Below are 19,636 nucleotides of genomic sequence, written 5' to 3' on the forward strand. Positions count from 1 at the left end.
TTTACTTCACATAAGGTTAGTATTTTTGCCTCAAATGTGGTTTAAAATCGTTCACGCTTTGGTGTTGTTGTGCTATCTGAATATTCTGGTTTATCAACCGGAGACAGTGTCTGGCATAAGGCATGACGATTCTCTTCTGAATGGCGAATCACTTTTGGAGATCGTGCTGGATGATGTATTAGCTCTTCCCATTGATAAGGATGCGGCTGATGTTGAAATTCCCTACGACGAATACAGATCGCACGGGCAGCAAGCCCTATCGCTATCGCTCTTTGTATTAGTTCTGGCAGTCCTGTTTTCTTTTAAGCAGCTGACCTCATATATCAAACATCCGGTATACGACGGGAGGAAGCGGCGTATTGTGCCGGGCTACTATATGTACTTATATAGGCTACAACCCTTCTAGCTTTTCTATTCCCAATAATTTCCCAAATCTTCGATTATTTTCGTGGATATTAGCGATTGGTTTTAACCCAAACGTTACAAGTAGGCAATAGTGAGTCGTCGGCTGACTTGCTACGGTTTAATCTTCTCGAGAAGACTATAATTTCGCTCAGGAGAGACTCATTAATCCGTATGACCTATTTGTAAGCGCGCTAGAGTTTAATTACAGATTTCATCATTTTTTAAGTAATAATAATACATGAAGACACTTTCATTGGTATTCCCGGTAGTGGGATTGGCATTGTTTGCTAGCAGCTGTACCGTTAAGAGTACAGAAAACAAGGCCGAGGTAATGACGCGGGTGCCGGTAACGGACCTTATGGTAATGGATACGACCATTTATCAGGAATATATCGCGGACATTCAGGCAAACAAGAATGTTGAGCTGCGCTCGCGTTTGACGGGCTTTTTAGAAAAGATATACGTCGATGAGGGGGCGGCTGTTAAAGCGGGGCAGGTGCTTTTTCAATTGAATGACGAAGAATATAAGGCTGATTATGCAAAAGCAGAAGCGGCCCTGAATATCGCGATCTCCGAAGCAAAAAAAGTAGAATTGGAGCGGGAGCGAATCAAGAAACTCGTCGAAAAAAATATTGTGTCGTCGACAGAGGCTGATCTCATCAAGGTACAATATAAAGCGGCGCTTTCTAAAATAGAAGAAGCGAAGGCGGTGAAAAATCAGATGCAGACCAAGCTTTCCCAAACACGCATCCGTGCTCCGTTCAGCGGCCGTATTGATAGGATTTTATTGAAAGAGGGGTCGTTATTGGAGGAGGGTTCTTTGATTACAACGATATCTGACTTAGGTGCTGTAAATGTTTATTTTGATATTTCGGAAACCGAATATTTGAATCTTGCCAGCGACTCCAACTTCAGAAAGAATACATTTAAAAGGGAAGTAAAGCTCGCTTTGGCAAATGGTGTGGAGTACCCGCATGCTGGAGAAGCAAGAATTGTGGAGAGCGAGTTCAATCCAGGTACAGGTTCTATATCGCTGCGGGCAAAATTTCCAAACTCGGAGGGGTTACTAAAACACGGTGCATCTGGTAAAATAGGTGTGCCGGTAGCAACGGGGGACACCAAGTTCGTGCATCAAAAATCGGTGGTAGAGATCCAAGACAAGGCATATGTATATGTATTAAATAGCGACTCTACTGTGCAAATGAAACCTTTTCGGGCTGGTGAACGTGTCGGCCACTACTATATTGTCGCTAGTGGTTTGGACGATGATCAGAAAATTGTTTTCGAAGGCGTACAGGGGCTTCGTGATGGTATGAAGGTGAACCCTGTAGAACGGAATACCTCAGAAATAAATATAAATTAATTGCCAGATGTTTGAAACTTATATAAAGCGGCCTGTACTTTCGTTGGTGATATCCATTTTCATCACATTATTGGGGGTCTTGGCCTTATTTACTTTGCCCGTTACACAATTTCCGGATATTGTTCCCCCCTCAGTGGTGGTAACTGCAAGTTATACCGGTGCAAACGCAGAGGTAAGTACCGATGCAGTCGCTATCCCGTTGGAAAGGGCAATTAATGGAGTCGCTGGTATGACTTCGATGAATACGGTGACTACGAATAATGGGACTACACTTATTCAAATAGCTTTTAATGTCGGTGTAGATCCAGATATCGCTGCGGTTAATGTGCAGAACCGAGTCTCGACGGTGATAGATGAGCTGCCTGAAGAAGTAATACGTGCGGGTGTACTTACCGAAAAGGAAGTAAATAGTATGTTGATGTACCTCAATATTTATACTTCGGATGAGACTGCGGATGAGCGATTCATATATAATTTTACTGATATCAATATTCTTAAAGAACTGAAGCGAATCGAGGGTGTCGGCTTTGCTGAAATTATGGGATTTAAGGATTATGCTATGCGTGTTTGGCTTAAACCGGACCGTTTGGCGGCGTATCAAATATCTACAGAAGAAGTAATAGAAGCCTTGCGCCGGCAGAATATTGAGGCGGCTCCGGGACAAACGGGGATTGGATCAGACAAAACGGTAAACATGCAGCAGTATGTGCTGCGCTACCCCGGCCGGTTTACCGAACCTCAGGAGTATGCTAATGTGCCTATTCGAGCTAACTCAGACGGTTCTATCTTACGGATTCGTGATGTGGCTGAGGTCGAATTCGGATCGTTAGAGTATGAGATGGCTTCGAAAGCAGATGGGCGACCATCGGCTTCCATTATGATGAAACAGTTGCCCGGATCAAATGCCCAAGAGGTAATCCAACGTGTAAAAGACCGCATGGAGGAATTAAAGGTTATGACGTTTCCACCAGGAATGGAATATAGTATGGGATACGATGTTTCCCGTTTTCTCGACGCATCGATGTCCAGCGTGGTGAAGACGCTATTGGAAGCATTTATCCTTGTATTTTTGGTTGTATTCATCTTTTTGCAGGATTTCAGAGCTACCATCATACCAATTCTTGCTGTACCGGTAAGTTTGATCGGGGCTATGTTTTTTATGTTGATGATGGGTTTCTCCATTAATTTGCTGACGTTGTTTGCATTGGTGCTGGCAATCGGTATTGTGGTGGATAACGGTATTGTCGTCGTCGAGGCTGTCTTTGCTAAAATGGAGGAGGAACATCTGCCCCCTATGGAGGCTACACTTGCTGCAATGAAGGAAGTGGGTTCGGCTGTTATTGCCATTACCTTGGTGATGTCGGCGGTGTTTATACCGGTAGCCTTCCTTTCGGGCCCGGTGGGGGTATTCTACCGCCAGTTCTCCCTGACCTTAGCGGCGGCGATCGTGATTTCGGGAATCAATGCCTTAACGTTGACACCAGCGCTATGCGCGCTTATCCTCCGTTCGCCCCATGATAAAAAAGAGTCGAATAGCTGGTTAAATAGATTTTTCAAGAAATTTAACTCCTCGTACGATAAAACAGCGGGTGGCTATCGAAGGTTATTGACGCGCATAGCGGGTCGGAGGATCGTGACAGTTGGGATGCTTATTTTCTTTTTTGTTGCCACTTGGGGTGTCAGCAGTATATTGCCGTCGGGCTTTATTCCTACTGAGGATCAAGGGATGGTTTATATAAATGTAACAACTCCGCCGGGTGCGACGGTAGACCGTACAGAACGGGCGTTGAATGAGGTGGGTGAGATTGCCCGAAGCTTGGAGTCGGTCGAGACCGTTTCTACGCTTGCGGGGTACAGTCTGTTGACCGAGGTGTCGGGCGCATCGTACGGTATGGGTATGATTAATCTTAGGCCTTGGGACGAGCGAAATGTTACGGTGGATGATGTGATGCGAGAATTGCAGGAAAAGACCGCGCACATTGTCGATGCTAGGATTGAGTTCTTTCCACCGCCGACAGTTCCGGGATTTGGTAACGCGTCGGGGTTTGAATTGCGCTTATTGGATCGTAGTGGAAATGAGGATTTAAATCAGACGGCAAGGGTCGTCGACGAATTCGTAACAGCGCTCAATGACACGGAATCCATAGAAGGAGTTTCGTCGAGTTTCGATGTCAGCTTCCCTCAGTATATGTTGGAGGTAGATTATGATATGGCCGCCAAAAGAGGAATTTCGGTTGAAAACGCCATGACAACACTGCAAACGCTAATGGGAAGTTTTTACGCGACTAATTTTATCCGTTACGGGCAGATGTATAAAGTGATGGTACAGGCCGATCCGCATTATCGTCAACGACCGGAGGATGTCTTGGATCTGTTTGTAAAAACTAAAGACGGGGAGATGGTGCGCTATTCTTCTTTTATAAAGATGAAGCGTGTGTATGGACCTGAACAAATAACACGCTATAATATGTTTACGTCGGCCATGTTGAATGGTCAACCGGCACCGGGTTATAGCACGGGTCAAGCAATCGAGACGATACAAAGATTGGCAGAAGACCTGCCTCAGGGGTACGCAATAGAATGGGCGGGCATGACGCGAGAGCAGGTTATCTCCGGAAATCAAGCGATTTACATCTTTGCGTTATGTTTGGTGTTTGTGTATTTATTGCTATCCGCGCAATACGAAAGTTTTTTGTTACCGCTGCCCGTTATCTTAGGGCTTCCGCCGGGTGTTTTTGGCTCTTTCTTGTTCTTGAAATTGCTTGGGTTGGAAAACGACATTTATGCGCAGGTGGCAATGGTCATGTTGATTGGTCTACTTGGTAAAAATGCCATTTTGATTGTGGAATATGCTGTATTGAAACAAAAACAGGGGATGAATGTATTACAGGCGGCGATAGAAGGTGCTTATGTGAGATTACGTCCTATATTGATGACATCGTTTGCCATTATCGCTGGGCTAATACCATTGATGCTAGCGTCTGGTGCCGGTGCGATTGGAAACCGGACGATCGGTACGGCATCTGTGGGTGGTATGTTAATCGGGACATTATTTGGTGTTATTATTATTCCGGGATTATATGTGATGTTTTCGCGGAAGAAAAAGGAAAAGAATAAAAGCATGGTGCCGAAAGTCGTGGCTTTATTAATTGCTTCGGGTTTGGTAGTATCATGTACCGTGCCGAAAGAACTGGGAAAAGAAACACATGCAGAACTGCCGACGCAATTCCATCATGATAGTCTGGCATCAGTAAATACGGATACCGCAAATATTGCTCACCGACCGTGGAAGGAAATATTTACAGACCCTTACCTAAAAGCACTAATCGATTCGGCATTAATCTATAATTATGACTTGCAGCAAGCTATTCAGCGCATTGAGATTGCACAGGCAAGCTTTAAGCAACGAAAGGCGGCTCTTTTACCTACTTTAGACCTGGCTGCGGAAGCTGGATTGAGAAAATATGGTTTCTATACGGAAGAGGGTATTGGTAACTATGATACGGGATTTTCGGAAAATTTAAAAGACGACGAACAGATTCCGGAAGTATTGCCGGACTATTTTGTCGGTGTCCGAGCGTCGTGGGAACTGGACTTGTGGGGCAAGTTACGTGCGCAGAAAAATGCGGCATTTAATAGTTTGCTGGCGGAGAACGAAGCGCGACGATTGGTAGAGACGGAGCTGGTGACGAATATCGCTTCAGCTTATTACGAGTTGCTTAGCTTAGATGCGAAGATTAAAGTGTTTGACAACAACATCGTATTGAATGAACGGGCGTTGGAAATTACGGAGTTGCAAAAGGAAGCTGGACGCGCCACACAACTTGGTGTGCAGCAATTTAAGGCTTTTCTGGCTAATTCGCGGGCTGAGCGTGAACGGACTAGACAGGAAATCACGCTGTTAGAACACCATATTAACTACTTGACAGGAAGATTTAATAACCAAGTTCGACGGACAGAAGGCAAATTTGGAGATCGTCCGTTATTTGAAAAGCTTGATGTGGGGGTGCCTTTTCAGATGCTTGCCTTACGACCCGATATTCGAGAGGCTTCTTTCCTGCTTATCGGAGCAGAGCAGGACGTGAAATTTGCTAAAGCGGCTTTCCTTCCCAGCGTCGTATTATCACCTTTTATGGGGTTGCAAGCATTTAGCCTGAACAAGCTTGTCAATATGGACAAATCGTTGACTTATGGTCTGGCCGGCGGCCTGACCGCTCCAATTTTTAATCAACGTCAGTTAAAAAGCCAATATGAAACCTACAAAGCGATGTATGGCCTAAGCTTTCTGGAGTATGAAAAGCGGGTACTCAATGCCTATAATGAGGTGTCGAACGCGGTGAAAACGCAAGATCATATCGAACAGCGACAACAATATATTAAAGAAGAAGTAGAGGCGCTCAAAGGTGCTGTAGATGCTGCCAACGAGTTATTCATCGCCGGACGAGTATCTTACCTGGAAATCATCACAGCACAGAAAGATGCAGTTTCCGCCGAGCTGGATGAGGTGGAGATACAAAAAGAGGAATTATTAAATGAGATCGTTATTTATAAAACGCTTGGGGGAGGGTGGCAGTAGCATGCTACAGCTCCTCTCTCAATATTTTCTCCAACTCCTCCGGACTGAGATTCATATTGACGTTTCCATCTTTAGCAAACGATATTTCTCCCGTTTCTTCGGATACGATAACTGCGACCGCCTCGGATACTTCGGTGACGCCGATGGCCGCCCGGTGACGTAATCCAAATTGCGGTGGTAGATCCTCGCTATCGGACAATGGTAATACACAGCTCGCCGTCATGATGCGAAAGTCGACAATAACAACGGCGCCATCATGTAGCGGGCTGTTTTTGAAAAAAATACTCTCCAATAAACGTTTGGACACCGGGGCATCAATATATTCGCCGCTGGATTGATAATATTCTTCGTCAAAGTAGCGCGAAAATACGAGCAGGGCTCCAGTACGGGACCGCGACATGCTACGGCAGGCGTCAATGATGGGTTTTAGTTGTTCGCCGTTGTCAATTTGTGAAGTTTTTTTGGTATTCAGGAAGGACCAGAAGAACTTCTTCCGCCGCAGTGAAATGTTCTTTCCAATATGAATTAGAAATCGTCGTATTTCCTGTTGAAAAACGACGATTAACGCTATGGAACCAACGGAAATAAATCCTCCAAAAATTTCGGTAAGCAGACGCATTTCCATTTGTTTTACAACAAGATAGATGCCATAGAAAAGACCTACTCCTATAAGAATATTAACGGCAATGGTGCCTTTTATCAAACTATATATATAATAGATGATAATGGCCACCAGTAAAATATCAATGATGTCCAGTAAGCGAAAGCCACTGAAAATATTTGGATCAAGATTGTTCATTATCTGTTTGCAATTTAAGGTTTTTTTTGGAATTTCGTGAGGACGTATTTGGAATGCGTAAAACGAAATAATACTATGACTAAACTATCGGTAAATATTAATAAGATTGCCACGCTACGAAACGCTAGGGGAGGGAATGTGCCCAATGTGGTAGCTGCTGCATTAGCTTGTGAACGTTTTGGAGCACAGGGAATCACGGTACATCCCCGTCCGGACGAAAGGCATATTCGTTATCAAGATGTTTATGATATCAAGGCTGAGATTACGACGGAATTCAACATAGAGGGAAATTGCCGGGAACAAAAATTTGTAGATTTGGTGTTGGCGAACAAACCGACACAAGTAACATTAGTTCCGGATGCGCTTAATCAGATTACTTCCAATCATGGCTGGAACACCATCGAACATAGAGATTATTTGAGAGATGTGGTAAAACGATTTCAAGACAACGGAATTCGGGTGTCTATTTTTGTTGATCCCGATGAGGAGATGGTCGAGGGGGCTGCGGAAACGGGTACCGATAGAGTAGAGCTTTATACGGAGGGCTATGCAGCGGAATTTGGTTACGATGATCAAAAAGCTATCGCGCCCTATATTAAGGCGGCTCGAAAAGCACAGGAAGTGGGGCTTGGATTAAATGCCGGTCATGACCTGGATTTGCATAACTTAAAGTATTTTAACGAACGCATTCCTGGGCTACTCGAAGTAAGTATTGGTCATGCGCTTATTGCCGACGCGTTGTACCTGGGACTGGAAGAAACAATAAAACGGTATTTGTTAGCGTTAAAGGCTTAGATACAGGGCAAACGCCCTGTATCTAACTTTAATTAATCCCCTTAAAGATTCTGTTCCATCGTATTTTGGAAAGGAATGTTCCTTTGTCATCCCAGCTCATCCATGTAAATAGTGCTTTTCCAACGATATGGTCTTCTGGCACAAAACCCCATGAACGGGAATCTAATGAGTTGTGTCTATTGTCTCCCATCATCCAATAGTAATTTTGTTTGAATGTATAGCTGTCTGCTCTTTCTCCGTTGATATAATAGCCGTCCGCTTTTTTCTCTAAGGTGTTGCCTTCGTAGTCTCGTATAGCGCGACCATATAACGGAATGGTAAGCGAGTCTAGCGCTACTGTCCAACCTTCGGCAGGAATGGTAAGAGGACCGAAGTTATCTATGCTCCAGTTGTAGTGCTTATCGTGGGGGTAGGCGGCGGAACTCTCGTCAATGTACATTTCGACCTCTCTTACGTTCCCCCAACTCTTTATTGTCTCGGCTTGCTTTACAGTAAGGTGCATCATGAAGACGCTGGGATCAGACATTTGTTGGAAGTCTATGCGCAAGTCATGCATTCTTTCTCGGTTAAGTCCTGATCCGTCTGTGTAAATAAAATTGGCCATTTGCATCTCGGGAGGGGTAAACGCCGGTTCCCCATTTATAAACAGTTTCGCGCGTTCTAAGGATACCACATCACCAGGCATTCCGACACAACGCTTGATATAGTTTTCGCGTTTGTCAATAGGACGGGTTTCGATGGTAAATTGATTGTGCACTATGTCTTTTCCCATTTCGCGTACAAGATCTGCGTAGGTCCGTTCTTGATATTCTAAAGCCACGGTGTCTCCTGCGGGAAAGTTGAATACGACGACGTCATTCCGTTTTATCTTTTGGAAGCCCGGCAAACGTTTGTAAGGTAGCTGTATCGCTTCAGAATAAGCTTTTCCTCCCGTCACTGGCATCGTATGGTGTGCAAATGGAAAAGCGATGGGTGTAATAGGGACACGTGGCCCGTAATTCAGCTTACTTACAAATAGGAAGTCACCAATCAATAAACTGCGCTCCATCGATCCGGTAGGGATCATATAGGCCTCAATGAGAAAACCTCTAATCAATGTTGCTGCTATTGTTGCAAAAATAATGGCATCAGCCCACTCACGTGCTACCGTTTTCTTGTAGGGATATTTTTTGTGGAAGGCCTCCGTGTTGGATTGCCCTAAATATTTTACATTTGGGTCTCTTCCCCACAACGGTAAGAATATAAAAGGTAATAATACGGCGACAACAGATTCCCAGAAACGACGTTTTCCGAAACTTTTTAGGAAATCGAGGTACAGGGCGTAAAAAATGAAGATATTTACGATAGGTACAAGTAGCAGGATGACCCACCATGTAGGGCGGGCGGTTAATTGTGCCATGACGTATTCCCGATAAAAAGGAATAATGGCTTCCCAACCCTGCTTTCCTGCTTTTTTGAATAGTAACCATAATCCGTATAATGTGACTATAGTTAATATGGTAAAAATGATATAATACATATTGTTGTTACATAAAATCAAACATCTCTGTTATTTGATAAAATCCTTTTTTATCTTGCACCCATTCCGCAGCGACTACTGCCCCCAAAGCAAAGCCGGCACGGCTATGTGCCGTGTGTTTAAATTCGATTTGATCCACTTCGGAGCTATACAAAACCGTGTGTGTCCCCGGGACCTCTTCAATGCGGTGACTTTCAATTAGCAATTCATCTGATTTTGGGATCACTTCCTCGCCCTCACCAATAACATCGTTAACCCATTTTGTTTTATCGGATGTGTTTTCTAAAATTCCTTCGGCAATGGTGATTGCGGTTCCGCTTGGAGCATCGAGCTTATGGATATGGTGTATTTCCTCAACCTGCACGTCGTATTGCTTATAAGGGCTCATGGCTTTTGCCAATAATTTGTTTACGTGGAAAAAGACATTTACGCCGATGCTAAAATTAGAGCCATAGAGCATCGTTTGGTTTTCATCCTCACATATCGATTGTACTTCATCTAAATGGTCGTACCAACCTGTGGTGCCTACGACAATAGGTAAATTTGCTTCGAAACACAGATGAATATTGTCCAGCGCTGCTGCCGGTTCACTAAAATCTATGGCGACGTCTGCTTCCGCAATATCATCTGCTGAAATAGATTCACGATTATTTTTATCGACAATGAGAAAAATTTCGTGGCCTCGCTTCATCGAAAATTTTTCGATAAGCTGCCCCATTTTGCCGTATCCTAAAATTACTATTTTCATTATAATAATTATTTCATGAGCTCGCTCGGCTCGTAGCTGGTTAATTTATTTTAAATTCATTGTTAGTTTGATACCTGGTGTCACGCCAAAGCCTCCTAAAGCATGAGAACCGATCAACGCTGTATTCATTGCGGGCATAAGCGTAGGACGAATCTTCATTGTCATGTCAGAACCAATATTCCATCTATATTTTAACATCGAATCCACGTATGCTTCTACAACATTCAACCCCCAAAAACCCGCCGTGATCAGAATGGTTAAATCCCGGTTTCTGCGTCCATAATCTTTTTGCTGAACTAGACCTTGGGTTCCCCAGTTCATGAGGTCGGGGTCATTCGGCTCGTCATGGTACTTTATACGATAATCCAACTCATCCAAGAACTTTTTATAATACCACTGCCAGTAATCGAACACGACATAACCCGTGACCAATCCCCCATATATAATCGGCACTTTGACCCACCACAACCCCTTGTTGGTATATTGCCCCCATCCGGGTAAAATCAAAGAACGCTTCCAAGCGGTACGGGAAAGGTGTTCAATTTCCAAACGGGTAGAATCTTTTTTGATATCTTTATAGTAGTATTTTTCGTGTTCTTTCTCCGCTTTTTCCCTCGCTCTGCGCTCTTTTCGGGTTTCTTTTCGTACGCTGTCCTGCACATTCCCGAGGGTATCTTGGGGCATATCTACCGAATCCTGAAGTGCGACCTTCGTCGTAGCGGTATCTATTGCCGTAGTATCTACAGCTTTCGTTATCGTATCCCGCTCCTGTGCGCGTATGCTCAACGTAGCGACAACGATCAAGAACAGTAAAAATTTGTAACGCATTACCAGTCTAATAATTCCAAGATACGACTTAGATCGTCTTCACTTTCGAAAGGAATTTCAATAGCCCCTTTGCCTCTACTATTTTTCATGTTTAATTTTACACGGGTAGAAAATCTGGAAGCCAGATCGTCTTCAATTTTTTGGTATTGGAAGTCCAACTGCTTGCCCACCGGATTTTTTTTCGGTTTGTTCTGTTGTTGTATGTTACGTACCAAAATCTCGGTCATCCGGACAGAAAGCCCTTTATCGATAATTTCTTGATAAACATACAGCTGTTTCTCTATTTCGCCTACATTGATCAGCGCACGCGCATGCCCCATAGAAATCTGCCCGTCACGGATACCCGCTTGAATAACAGGAGGTAATTTCAACAAACGAAGATAGTTTGTTACAGTTGAGCGATTTTTACTCACCCGTTCGCCAAGTTCTTCTTGTTTAAGGTCACATTCTTCAATCATACGTTGAAAGCTCAATGCGACTTCAATGGCGTTGAGGTTCTCACGCTGGATATTCTCAATAAGTGCCATCTCCAGCATTTGCTGGTCATTGGCTGTGCGAACGTATGCTGGTATATCGTCGATTCCCGCTAATTTTGCTGCTCTTAATCGACGTTCTCCACTGATTAATTGGTACTCGCTTTTGCTTACCTGACGTACCGTAATGGGTTGGATTAACCCTTGTACTTTGATCGATTCGGAAAGCTCTTGTAAGGCTTGTTCGTCGAAATCCGTACGAGGCTGAAAAGGATTAACAGCGACTTGGCTAATTTTAATAAAATTGATGCTGCCGGCTGCTGGATTCGTATTTTCTCTCGCTACAGCATCTGTCTTGCCCACGTTCTTTGTCACTTGCACATCATCACCTTGCAATAGTGCACCCAAGCCCTTTCCTAATCCTGTTTTTCTTTGTAATGCCATACTATATTGTTGCTGTTTGCGACTTTTCTGTAACTAAACCGTTTTTCTGTAATATTTCACGTGCGAGGTTCAAATAGTTGATAGCGCCTTTACACGATGCGTCGTGCATGATAACCGAAATACCGAAGCTTGGTGCCTCGCTTAAACGTGTATTTCGTTGAATGATGGTATCAAATACTAAGTCACTGAAATGCGTACGAACTTCTTCGACTACTTGATTCGAAAGGCGCAGCCGCACGTCGTACATGGTTAATAAAATACCTTCGACTTCTAAGCTAGTGTTCAATCGCGTTTGAACGATTTTAATGGTATTTAATAATTTTCCTAAGCCTTCCAAGGCAAAATATTCGCATTGTACAGGGATGATAACTGAATCAGATGCTGTTAATGCATTGATGGTAATCAATCCTAAAGAGGGTGAACAGTCTATGATAATGAAATCGTAGTCGTCTTTTATTTCATCTAACATTTTCTTCATTTTGAACTCGCGTTCATGCATGTTGATCATCTCAATTTCTGCACCTACGAGGTCAATATGTGCCGGTAGCAGATCAAGGTTAGGTGTATCTGTTTGCTGAATAGCCTCGCGAGGGGGGAGGTCGTTTACCAAACATTCATATACGCTCGCTTTGATTACCCGCGGGTCAAAACCAATCCCCGAAGTGGAATTTGCTTGAGGATCGGCATCTACCAACAACGTCTTATGCTCCAAAACAGCCAAACTCGCCGCCAAATTGATGGAAGTTGTTGTTTTTCCTACACCGCCTTTCTGATTGGCTATTGCTATTATTTTTCCCATGAGATTGAAACCCTTTTATATCTAAACGCCGACCGGATAAAACTTTTCCAAAGTTACGGCCAAATTTACATTCCTAAGATAAAGCAAATGCTTAAATGATGTTAAAAATCGTATTTTTGGCAAAAGCTCTTACCCAACGGCTAAGGTTGCTAAGATACAAAAAAATAGCATTACCCTTTTATATAGAATAAGGGCTTTTTGTAACAGCACTATTTTATAATATGAACTTAATTATATCGGGAACAAATCGCGAACGGAGTAACTCTTTAAAAATAGCTAAATATTATCAGCAGGAACTACAGCGCAAGGGAGAATCGTGGGAACTGCTCTCGTTGTCTGATCTACCACGTGATATTACGGTGACGGATTTGTATGGGAAACGTAGTGAAGCTTTCGAACCTATACAGGCTTTAGTATCGAGCGCGCGTAAATTTGTTTTTATCATCCCCGAGTACAATGGCAGTTTTCCGGGAATATTAAAGGTTTTTATGGATGCTTGCTCTTTTCCTGCTTCATTTTTTCATAAAAAAGCGGCATTAGTGGGCGTTTCCACGGGAAAATATGGGAATATACGGGGAGTCGACCACTTTACCGGGGTGTGTAACTACATGCGTATGCATGTATTACCTTTGAAAATTCATCTGCCTAAGGTACAGGATGAGTTGGGGGGTGATGATCAGCTTATTGATGAATTGACCACGAAATTCGTACAGGAGCAGATCGAAGAGATCGCTCGTTTCTAAACCGGACCGCTTACAATACTGTGAAGCAACTCTTCGACGGTGTTCTGAATTTTAGGAGTTTCCTTGGGGTACTCGCCTAGAGAACTTTTCTGTTCTTCGTAGCTAAATAGATTCCACTGGCCTTGATGGTATTCTAAAGCGGTAAGGTTTTCGATCCAATCACCGGAGTTCATATAGATACAATGGCCTTTTTTCGTCTCTATATTTCGGATTTGTGGTTGATGGATATGACCACAAATCACGTAATCATAGTTGTTTTCAATGGCCAGGTGTGATGCGGTCTCTTCAAAGTCTGAAATGAATTTGATGGCTTTTTTTACAGAGTTTTTGATTTTTTTTGACAAAGAATATTTATCATATCCTAGCCTTGTCAAGGCCCAGTTAATGATGTTGTTCAACTGTATCAGACGGTCGTACCCCCAGCCACCCAGTTTGGCGAGCCATTTTGTGTGTTGGATTGATGCGTCGAAGACATCTCCGTGAAAGAGCCAAGCTTTTTTGCCATCAATATCAAGGAGTTTTCTGTTGGTGAGTTCAATGCGGCCAAACTGCATTTTGCCGAATTTTCGCAGCATCTCATCATGATTTCCGGTTATATATACTACCTCGCATCCGTTATAGGCAAGATCTAGTACATATTTTAGTACACGGAGGTGTGATTCTGGAAAGTAGCTTTTCCTAAATTGCCAGATATCAATAATATCGCCATTGAGGATGAGTTTTTGGGGATCAATAGAGGAGAGGTATCTAAGAAGCTCTTCTGACCGACAGCCGTACGTTCCTAAGTGAACGTCAGAAATAACGACAAGTTCAACGTTTCGTTTCATATTCGTTTTTTTAAAGTAAATCAACTTTTGTTAACCCATCATGTGCCAGAGATTAACAAATTGTCAAATTTGCTTTCGGATGTCTATCAGTTGCTGTTCAGTCAACTACGTATCCTAGCATATAGTCTTGAAACTTCTCGTAATATACCTGAAATGATTTTTTTATGCTGTCTTTACGCAGCACAAGGGTCATGACACCTTGTGGTTTATATTGGAAAGGTAGGATAGTCATATTTTCAAGAAAAGAGACACCCCTATTACCTTGAAGCTTATAAACGGCTTCTTTGGCACACCAACAGGCATACAACTGTTCTACGTTATTGTTTTGTATAAAAGCGAGCTCATTAGGCTTCATGAACTTTTCCTTGATACGCAATACTTTATCTTTAACAATTTCGAGGTCGATGCCACAGGGGCCTCTTTGGCTCATAATGAGCCCCGCGTAGTCGTAGGAATGTGTAAATGATATCTGATATGGGTAATTCGGCAAATAGGGTTTCCCGTTTTCGTCGGATGGGCAGGAAATAAACCCGTCTGTTTTGAGAAGGCAGCGGAGTAGGACGCGCGATGCTAGCCAGTGTAGGGTACGTTTTCCCTTACTGAAACGTTCTAAAACGGATTTCTCTTGTTCATCTAGCTGCAAGCGGTTTAACAGCTCTTCAGTCGTTTCCTCTATTTTCCATATAGCGAACTTCGTGTCGTTATCTAATTCCCGAAGGTATACCAATGCCATGTCCAAAAGTAAGAAAAAGGCTGCACATGATTATGAGGATCGTGATATTCTATTTTTTCTCCGGTGCTCCGCGGATAATAACTTTTGGTGGGAATATAAAAAAAGTTGATTTATAGGCTATTTGCTGTTAAATAGTGTTAAAGGCTAGTCTTTAACGGTTAGCCATAGCTATTTTTGCAGATAGAGGATGAAGAAGCGTAGTATCACACTAATTATATGGTTAATGTCTGTAGCTCTTGTTGGGGTGATGGCCATGCAATACTATTTTATCAAGGAGTCCTTTAAACAGAAATCCCAGCTTTTTGATGAGGCGGTGACGGCTGCACTTGCTTCGGTTGCAAGCAAAATTGAAAAGCAAGAGATTTTCGAGTTTGCCCGCGAGCAGGACCGGATTAACCAAGAGAAGTTTAAAGCTGATAAAGCTATGCGGGAGCGTAATGAACAGCTTTTGGCAGGTCAATTGGAAGTCCAGGAGCGGATAAAAAAATTACAACAGCAGCAGTTTGCCTATGAGCAGCGATATCGAGAAGAGGAAGAGAATCTAAAAGCACTTGCCCCGAATGCGATTTATGTTAACAATGCGTTCTATGAAACATATATCAGAAGAAAACGCTATCAAACCTATATAGATTTTAATGTTGTTAATAAATATGTCGGTGAGGGATATTTTGATACAGACATACAATTATCTGCCAAGCGTGAAGTGCCTTTAATCCCAGCAAAAGATGATAGTACACGGTTTATTATTCCTTATTTTAGAAATAATAGGGTAGAGGCAATGCAAACCGCTACGCTGATCCCTCGGACTAATCGGGAAATCGCAGATCAGCTACAGGAACTGGAAAACCAATTGGTAGTACTAAATGCGAAGAAATTGCAGCAGGCGACCACCCTTTTTGATACGTTAGCTATCATAGGTGGAAAAAGCGAACATATCCTAAAAGATATAGAATCGAGTATATTGCTCGCAAAAAAGCCGTTTCGTGAACGCTTGAACATCAAGTTTTTAAAAAGAGAACTGGATGCGGAGCTAAATAAACGTGATATTTATGTTCCTTTTAACATTGAGGTACGAGATGATCAAAGCTATATTATCTATGAAACCCTGCAAAGCAACAATCCTAAAACAAAAAAGCAATTCGCGAAGTATAGTACAAAATTATTTGAAAATGATCTGAACAGTTCGCCGGGACTTCTATCTATTTATTTTCCAAATAAATCTTCGGTGATTCGCGATACCATGAGTTATATGCTCTTACCCATGATCGCATTGTTAGCGTTGCTCATCGGCGCCTTTGCTTATACATTAAGTATCATTTTCAAGCAAAAGAAGATTTCGGAGATGAAAACGGATTTCATGAATAACATGACCCACGAGTTTAAGACGCCGGTGGCAACGATTATGATAGCCAGTGAATCTCTCCGTGATCCCGAGATTGCTGCTGATGGCAAGCGCGTAGACAGATTGGCAAATATTATTTACGATGAGAATGTTCGGCTTGGTAACCATATCGAACGGGTACTAAACATTGCTCGTTTGGAGAAGGAGAATTTAAAGATAGAAAAGGTCGATGTCCACATTAATTCCGTCGTTTCGGGAGTTTTGGATAGTATGAACTTACAGCTGCAGCGAGCAAACGGGATACTCCATACGGATATAGCTGCTCCCGATGACTTAGTGGTTGGGGATGAGCTTCATTTGTCCAATGTATTTTTTAACTTAGTTGACAATGCTATCAAGTACAGCAGAGACGCTCCTGAAATCACGGTAAAGACGTATAACACGAAACACAGTATTATCGTGACTATCGCAGATAAAGGAATGGGGATGACAAAAGACCAAAAAGAAAAGATTTTTGACCAGTTCTATCGGATTCCGACAGGGAATATACATAATGTTAAGGGGTTTGGGTTAGGACTAAGTTATGTCAATGATATTATAAAACGGCTTAATGGTAAAATTCAGGTGAAAAGTGAAAAAGACAAAGGCACAATCTTTGAGTTAACTTTTCCCTTAAAAGGTATAACACCTGATCGAGAAGCATAAAAACTAACATAGTATGCAGAAAATATTACTAGCTGAAGATGACCCTAACTTAGGCGAACTTCTAAAAGATTACTTAGAATTAAAAGGGAAATTTGATGTGACATTGGCCCAAGATGGCGATGAAGCGCTTACTGCTTTCCGTAAAGACGAATATGACTTGTGCATTTTTGATGTGATGATGCCGAAAAAAGATGGGTTTTCACTAGGCAAAGACATCCGTAAAATGGATAAAACAGTACCTATAATCTACGCTACGGCAAAAGGTATGATGGAAGACAAAACGCAGGCATTCGAATTGGGAGGAGACGACTACATCACGAAGCCTTTCCGCGTAGAAGAATTATTACTCCGTATCAACGCGTTGTTAAAACGCGTGTCCAAGGATAAAGAAGAGGAACTAGTAGATAAGTTTGAAATTGGGGATTATTTCTTTGATTATACCAGTCAGCTGATTTCTTACAAAGGTCAGCAACAAAAACTGTCGACTAAAGAAGCAGAGTTGTTGCGGTTATTGTGCTTGAAGAAAAACGATGTGCTTACAAGAGAGGAGGCGCTAGTAAAAATATGGCACGATGACAATTATTTTACGGGTCGTAGTATGGATGTTTTCTTGAGTAAATTACGTAAATATCTCAAAGAAGATGCTAATGTTGAGATTGTCAATGTTCACGGTAAGGGGTATAAGTTATTAGTAAGTTAGTAGGGCGCATCCTGTGCGCCCTTTAATTTTATAATGATAGAATTTCCACAATTCTAGTTAAGTTTTCGTTTATTTTATCGATATGTTTGATCGCTTTGCTAAACGGCGTGAAATGTACCTGGCCACAGATAAGTCCGGCCATTTCTCCTCGCCGCCCCTCCAACAACCCTTCTACCGAAGCGACCCCCAGCCTACTGGCTAGGACTCTATCCATACAGCTTGGTCTTCCGCCACGTTGGATATGACCCAGTATAGAAAGGCGTACATCGTAATGAGGAAAATTCTCCTTGATTTTATCGGAAACGACTTCCCCACCTTCTTTATCTCCTTCTGCGACAATGATGATACGTGAGGATTTGTTTTTACGTGACTTATCGAGACGTTTCATGATGGCATCATAGTCTACGTTTAGTTCCGGAATTAATACGGCTTCAGCTCCCGTGCTGATGCCAGAACGTAATGCGATCAGGCCTGAGTCACGTCCCATGACTTCAATAATGAATACGCGATCGTGAGATTCAGCTGTATCTCTTATCTTGTCAACAGCGTCAACCACGGTATTAATCGCTGTGTCGTATCCAATAGTGAAATCCGTTCCGGCCAGATCGTTGTCGATAGTCCCCGGCATCCCTATTATAGGGATGTCAAATTCTTCAATAAATTTGGAGGCTCCGGTAAATGTTCCATCGCCACCGATGACAACTAGGGCGTCTATTCCTAGTTTTTGGATATTTTCATAGGCTTGTTTACGACCTTCATAGGTTCTGAATTCGTCACTTCGTGCCGTTTTGAGGATAGTTCCGCCGCGCTGAATAATATTGGCTACCGATTTAGCGTCCATAGGCATGATTTCACCCTTGACTAGTCCGTCATAGCCTCGGAGCACACCAAATACATTTAAATGATTGTATATGCCTGCACGAACAACGGCACGGATGCCGGCATTCATCCCTGGCGAATCTCCTCCCGATGTTAAAACTGCGATGTTTTTTATCGTTTTCATATATTTTTAGATTGATTGTTTATTCTTTAAAAGCATCGATTCCGCTCTGTAGGTATGCTGCGTAGCTATTCACGTTGTAGTCAGCTCCTGTAGGGGGCACCAGCACATTTCCGCCGGTGTCCACGATGACATAAAGTGGCTGGGAGTTGCTGTTGAACACGGACGCCTGAAAATCGCTGTTCTTCTTTCCGATGGTATTTATCTTTTTGCCGGAATATTCCGAGACGTACTGTTCCTGTTTGGCCAGCTCCGTCCTGTCGTCCACAAACAGTTCCACCATCACGAACTCCTCGCGGAGCAGTGCCGCCACCCTCGGGTCTGTCCACACATTGGCCTCCATCTTGCGGCAGTTGACACAGTTCCAGCCTGTGAAGTCGATGAGTACCGGCCTGCCCAGCTCTTTGGCTGCGGCAAGGCCCTCTTCGTAGTCGTAGTACGGATCAAATCCCTTGGGGGTACCCCGGTCGTGGAAGATCTCGTAATATTTTTTCTTCTCTGCCGGTCCGGTGCCTGCCGCAGGGGCTGCCCCGAAGTTTACCGCCGAGAGGTCGAAGTCCTGCGTGGCCGAGGGCGGCAGGAATGCCGATATCGACTTCAGCGGAGCCCCCCACATGCCCGGCACCATGTACACCACGAAGGCGAACACGGTCACCGCCAGTATGGTCCGGGTAACGGACAGATGCTGCAGGGGGCTGTCGTGCGCAAAACGTATCTTGCCGATCAGGTACAGTCCCAGCATCCCGAAGATGGCTATCCAGAGGGCCAGGAACACTTCCCTGTCCAGCCAGTTCCAGTGGTAGGCAAGGTCCACGTTGGACAGGAACTTCAGTGCCA

17 protein-coding genes are annotated in these 19,636 nt (G+C 43.3%); 7 read left to right on the forward strand and 10 right to left on the reverse strand.

Going from position 1 to position 19,636, the window contains the following annotated elements:
* The first annotated feature begins 34 nt into the window (after nt 1-34).
* The 3 genes from C5745_RS12935 to C5745_RS12945 all read left to right on the forward strand — a co-directional run bounded on the left by C5745_RS12935 (nt 35) and on the right by C5745_RS12945 (nt 6,344).
* Entirely contained in the window at nt 35-406 is a 372-nt protein-coding gene (locus C5745_RS12935) for a hypothetical protein (RefSeq protein WP_105717433.1), read from the forward strand.
* Between the two features lie 237 nt (nt 407-643).
* A complete protein-coding gene (locus C5745_RS12940; RefSeq protein ID WP_105717434.1) occupies nt 644-1,768 on the forward strand; it encodes an efflux RND transporter periplasmic adaptor subunit in 1,125 nt (374 codons plus the stop codon).
* 7 nt (nt 1,769-1,775) lie between these two features.
* Nucleotides 1,776-6,344, forward strand: a complete 4,569-nt coding sequence (locus C5745_RS12945; RefSeq protein WP_105717435.1) for an efflux RND transporter permease subunit — start codon at nt 1,776-1,778, stop codon at nt 6,342-6,344.
* 4 nt (nt 6,345-6,348) lie between these two features.
* Here C5745_RS12945 and cdaA read toward each other — a convergent pair whose 3' ends face one another.
* Nucleotides 6,349-7,143, reverse strand: coding sequence for a diadenylate cyclase CdaA (gene cdaA, locus C5745_RS12950; protein ID WP_105717436.1), 795 nt, complete (start codon nt 7,141-7,143; stop codon nt 6,349-6,351).
* A 75-nt stretch (nt 7,144-7,218) separates the two neighbouring features.
* Between cdaA and C5745_RS12955 the strand changes: the two genes are divergently transcribed.
* Entirely contained in the window at nt 7,219-7,938 is a 720-nt protein-coding gene (locus C5745_RS12955) for a pyridoxine 5'-phosphate synthase (RefSeq protein WP_105717437.1), read from the forward strand.
* Between the two features lie 28 nt (nt 7,939-7,966).
* Here C5745_RS12955 and lepB read toward each other — a convergent pair whose 3' ends face one another.
* From lepB to C5745_RS12980, 5 genes are read right to left on the reverse strand one after another with little or no spacing between them, the layout of a single operon-like run.
* Complete coding sequence (lepB, locus tag C5745_RS12960; RefSeq protein WP_105717438.1) at nt 7,967-9,457, reverse strand: signal peptidase I; 1,491 nt, start codon at nt 9,455-9,457, stop codon at nt 7,967-7,969.
* 7 nt (nt 9,458-9,464) lie between these two features.
* Nucleotides 9,465-10,205, reverse strand: coding sequence for a 4-hydroxy-tetrahydrodipicolinate reductase (dapB, locus tag C5745_RS12965; RefSeq protein WP_105717439.1), 741 nt, complete (start codon nt 10,203-10,205; stop codon nt 9,465-9,467).
* Between the two features lie 45 nt (nt 10,206-10,250).
* Nucleotides 10,251-11,033, reverse strand: coding sequence for a DUF5683 domain-containing protein (locus C5745_RS12970; protein ID WP_105717440.1), 783 nt, complete (start codon nt 11,031-11,033; stop codon nt 10,251-10,253).
* Nucleotides 11,033-11,950, reverse strand: coding sequence for a ParB/RepB/Spo0J family partition protein (locus C5745_RS12975; protein WP_105717441.1), 918 nt, complete (start codon nt 11,948-11,950; stop codon nt 11,033-11,035). The genes C5745_RS12970 and C5745_RS12975 overlap by 1 nt, the downstream gene beginning before the upstream one ends.
* A 1-nt stretch (nt 11,951) precedes the next feature.
* Nucleotides 11,952-12,749, reverse strand: coding sequence for a ParA family protein (locus C5745_RS12980; RefSeq protein ID WP_105717442.1), 798 nt, complete (start codon nt 12,747-12,749; stop codon nt 11,952-11,954).
* 221 nt (nt 12,750-12,970) lie between these two features.
* Here C5745_RS12980 and C5745_RS12985 point away from each other — a divergent pair, with 221 nt between their 5' ends.
* Nucleotides 12,971-13,492: an NADPH-dependent FMN reductase gene (locus tag C5745_RS12985; protein WP_105717443.1), complete on the forward strand. Its 522-nt coding sequence runs from the start codon at nt 12,971-12,973 to the stop codon at nt 13,490-13,492.
* Here C5745_RS12985 and C5745_RS12990 read toward each other — a convergent pair.
* Together C5745_RS12990 and C5745_RS12995 are read right to left on the reverse strand one after the other, a co-directional pair.
* On the reverse strand, nt 13,489-14,319 hold the full coding sequence (locus tag C5745_RS12990) for a UDP-2,3-diacylglucosamine diphosphatase (protein ID WP_105717450.1): 831 nt from the start codon (nt 14,317-14,319) through the stop codon (nt 13,489-13,491). The two genes, C5745_RS12985 and C5745_RS12990, sit on opposite strands and share 4 nt — an antisense overlap.
* A gap of 97 nt (nt 14,320-14,416) precedes the next feature.
* Nucleotides 14,417-15,052 carry a 4'-phosphopantetheinyl transferase family protein gene (locus C5745_RS12995; protein WP_105717444.1) on the reverse strand — a complete coding sequence of 212 codons (636 nt, stop codon included), beginning with the start codon at nt 15,050-15,052 and terminating at the stop codon, nt 14,417-14,419.
* A 187-nt stretch (nt 15,053-15,239) separates the two neighbouring features.
* On the opposite strand from C5745_RS12995, the gene C5745_RS13000 reads away from it, so the two are divergent.
* Entirely contained in the window at nt 15,240-17,099 is a 1,860-nt protein-coding gene (locus C5745_RS13000; protein ID WP_105717445.1) for a sensor histidine kinase, read from the forward strand.
* Nucleotides 17,100-17,112: 13 nt separating this feature from the next.
* Entirely contained in the window at nt 17,113-17,799 is a 687-nt protein-coding gene (locus C5745_RS13005) for a response regulator transcription factor (protein WP_105717446.1), read from the forward strand.
* Nucleotides 17,800-17,827: 28 nt separating this feature from the next.
* Here C5745_RS13005 and pfkA read toward each other — a convergent pair whose 3' ends face one another.
* Together pfkA and C5745_RS13015 are read right to left on the reverse strand one after the other, a co-directional pair.
* A complete protein-coding gene (pfkA, locus tag C5745_RS13010) occupies nt 17,828-18,802 on the reverse strand; it encodes a 6-phosphofructokinase (protein ID WP_105717447.1) in 975 nt (324 codons plus the stop codon).
* A 19-nt stretch (nt 18,803-18,821) separates the two neighbouring features.
* Nucleotides 18,822-19,636 (reverse strand): thioredoxin family protein (locus tag C5745_RS13015; protein WP_133166351.1); only part of this gene is annotated, 815 nt, incomplete at its 5' end.

The organism is Sphingobacterium haloxyli, assembly GCF_002980525.1.
GTDB lineage: Bacteria > Bacteroidota > Bacteroidia > Sphingobacteriales > Sphingobacteriaceae > Sphingobacterium > Sphingobacterium haloxyli.

Bases quoted from the DNA above. Each gene is read 5' to 3' on its own strand.
- C5745_RS12975 (WP_105717441.1), bottom strand. From the start codon at position 11,950: ATGGCATTACAAAGAAAAACAGGATTAGGAAAGGGCTTGGGTGCACTA.
- lepB (WP_105717438.1), bottom strand. From the start codon at position 9,457: ATGTATTATATCATTTTTACCATATTAACTATAGTCACATTATACGGA.
- C5745_RS12980 (WP_105717442.1), bottom strand. From the start codon at position 12,749: ATGGGAAAAATAATAGCAATAGCCAATCAGAAAGGCGGTGTAGGAAAA.
- C5745_RS12970 (WP_105717440.1), bottom strand. From the start codon at position 11,033: ATGCGTTACAAATTTTTACTGTTCTTGATCGTTGTCGCTACGTTGAGC.
- cdaA (WP_105717436.1), bottom strand. From the start codon at position 7,143: ATGAACAATCTTGATCCAAATATTTTCAGTGGCTTTCGCTTACTGGAC.
- C5745_RS12945 (WP_105717435.1), top strand. From the start codon at position 1,776: ATGTTTGAAACTTATATAAAGCGGCCTGTACTTTCGTTGGTGATATCC.
- C5745_RS12995 (WP_105717444.1), bottom strand. From the start codon at position 15,052: ATGGCATTGGTATACCTTCGGGAATTAGATAACGACACGAAGTTCGCT.
- C5745_RS12990 (WP_105717450.1), bottom strand. From the start codon at position 14,319: ATGAAACGAAACGTTGAACTTGTCGTTATTTCTGACGTTCACTTAGGA.
- dapB (WP_105717439.1), bottom strand. From the start codon at position 10,205: ATGAAAATAGTAATTTTAGGATACGGCAAAATGGGGCAGCTTATCGAA.
- C5745_RS12935 (WP_105717433.1), top strand. From the start codon at position 35: ATGTGGTTTAAAATCGTTCACGCTTTGGTGTTGTTGTGCTATCTGAAT.
- C5745_RS12940 (WP_105717434.1), top strand. From the start codon at position 644: ATGAAGACACTTTCATTGGTATTCCCGGTAGTGGGATTGGCATTGTTT.
- C5745_RS12985 (WP_105717443.1), top strand. From the start codon at position 12,971: ATGAACTTAATTATATCGGGAACAAATCGCGAACGGAGTAACTCTTTA.
- C5745_RS13000 (WP_105717445.1), top strand. From the start codon at position 15,240: ATGAAGAAGCGTAGTATCACACTAATTATATGGTTAATGTCTGTAGCT.
- C5745_RS12955 (WP_105717437.1), top strand. From the start codon at position 7,219: ATGACTAAACTATCGGTAAATATTAATAAGATTGCCACGCTACGAAAC.
- C5745_RS13005 (WP_105717446.1), top strand. From the start codon at position 17,113: ATGCAGAAAATATTACTAGCTGAAGATGACCCTAACTTAGGCGAACTT.
- pfkA (WP_105717447.1), bottom strand. From the start codon at position 18,802: ATGAAAACGATAAAAAACATCGCAGTTTTAACATCGGGAGGAGATTCG.